General features: G+C 50.0%; 2 tRNA genes and 3 rRNA genes. All 5 read left to right on the top strand.

The window, feature by feature from the left end:
* Positions 1-86 (top strand): 16S ribosomal RNA (locus HQN90_RS37930); the annotation flags it as partial.
* Between the two features lie 123 nt (positions 87-209).
* A 5S ribosomal RNA gene (gene rrf, locus HQN90_RS37935) occupies positions 210-326 on the top strand.
* A gap of 76 nt (positions 327-402) precedes the next feature.
* Positions 403-479 (top strand) — tRNA-Ile (locus HQN90_RS37940).
* 180 nt (positions 480-659) lie between these two features.
* Positions 660-735, top strand: a tRNA-Ala gene (locus HQN90_RS37945).
* A gap of 219 nt (positions 736-954) precedes the next feature.
* A 23S ribosomal RNA gene (locus tag HQN90_RS37950) occupies positions 955-1,766 on the top strand; the annotation flags it as partial.

A 1,766-nucleotide genomic window follows, 5' to 3' on the forward strand; every position in this document is an offset into this window, starting at 1 on the left:
GCCAGCCGCCGAAGGTGGGGTAGATGATTGGGGTGAAGTCGTAACAAGGTAGCCGTATCGGAAGGTGCGGCTGGATCACCTCCTTTCTATGGAGACTCGGATCTGATAGATCCAGTCAAGTGTGTTTAACACACAAATCGCTTACTCACTCGTGTTCAGTTTTGAAAGAGCAATCTTTCAGCAGGATGGCTAACACCATGTTGCACTCGTTTGGTGATGATGGCGGAGGGGACCCACGCGTTCCCATCTCGAACACGACCGTTAAGCCCTCCAGCGTCGATGGTACTTGAACCGCAGGGTTCTGGGAGAGTAGAACGTTGCCAAGCGAACCCATGGCAAGCTTTCGGAGAAAGCTTCGAAAGCTTGTAGGTGGGTTTTTATTTTGTAGTAGTTGTCTTTTGAGGGCCCTTAGCTCAGCTGGTTAGAGCGCACCCCTGATAAGGGTGAGGTCGGTGGTTCGAGTCCACTAGGGCCCACCAATAACTTCATATGGAAGCATCCAGTATCGGGGTCCCCGGAAAGTAATGTCTAAACTCCTATCGAAGTAATGCGAAGAAGTACGACCGCGTATTAAGGTAAGTTTAGACGCCGAACGAGCTAACACTCGTTGCGGACGGAATCAACCTCGAAGCCATACTTCACTTTTTGGGGTAAAGTTTGGGGCCATAGCTCAGCTGGGAGAGCGCCTGCCTTGCAAGCAGGAGGTCAGCGGTTCGATCCCGCTTGGCTCCACCATAATACATTTTAAGACAGGAATTTCCAAGGAAATTTCGACTTGAAATGCAGTAAGAAGATGTGATAAGATAACTTTCGCCGCTGAAATAGGGCGAGGATAATGGATTCACATTGCAACAACGTTGTTCCTTGAAAACTAGATAACGAAATGAAACGTAAAGTAAGAACTTAGGTTGTGTTAATCTAACGATTACACAAAAATCTTTAAAGTTTTTTCTAGGTTAAGCTAGAAAGAGCACACGGAGGATGCCTAGGCACTAGGAGCCGAAGAAGGACGTGGCGAACGACGAAATGCCTCGGGGAGCCGTAAGCAGGCTTTGATCCGGGGATGTCCGAATGGGGGAACCCAGCTGTGGTAATGCGCAGTTACTCAATAGTGAATACATAGCTATTGTAGAGGCATACCCAGGGAACTGAAACATCTAAGTACCTGGAGGAAAAGAAAACAAAAGTGATTCCGTCAGTAGCGGCGAGCGAAAGCGGAATAGCCCAAACCAAGGAGCTTGCTCCTTGGGGTTGTAGGACCTCGATATGGGGTTAGTTCGATAGGCGAAGTGATCTGGAAAGGTCCGGCATAGAAGGTAAAAGCCCTGTAGCCCAAATTGAACGAAATCCCTAGAGGTATCCTGAGTACGGCGGGTCACGTGAAACCCCGTCGGAATCCGGCAGGACCATCTGCCAAGGCTAAATACTCCCTAGTGACCGATAGTGAAGCAGTACCGTGAGGGAAAGGTGAAAAGCACCGCGGAAGCGGAGTGAAAAAGAACCTGAAACCGTGTGCTTACAAAAAGTCAGAGCCCTCTCTATGGGTGATGGCGTGCCTTTTGTAGAATGAACCGGCGAGTTACGTTCCCGTGCGAGGTTAAGTCGAAGAGACGGAGCCGCAGCGAAAGCGAGTCTGAATAGGGCGCTTTAGTACGTGGACGTAGACCCGAAACCGTGTGATCTACCCCTGTCCAGGGTGAAGGTGAGGTAACACTCACTGGAGGCCCGAACCCACGCATGTTGAAAAATGCGGGGATGAGGTGGGG

This window comes from Paenibacillus alba (assembly GCF_013204855.1).
GTDB lineage: Bacteria > Bacillota > Bacilli > Paenibacillales > NBRC-103111 > Paenibacillus_E > Paenibacillus_E alba.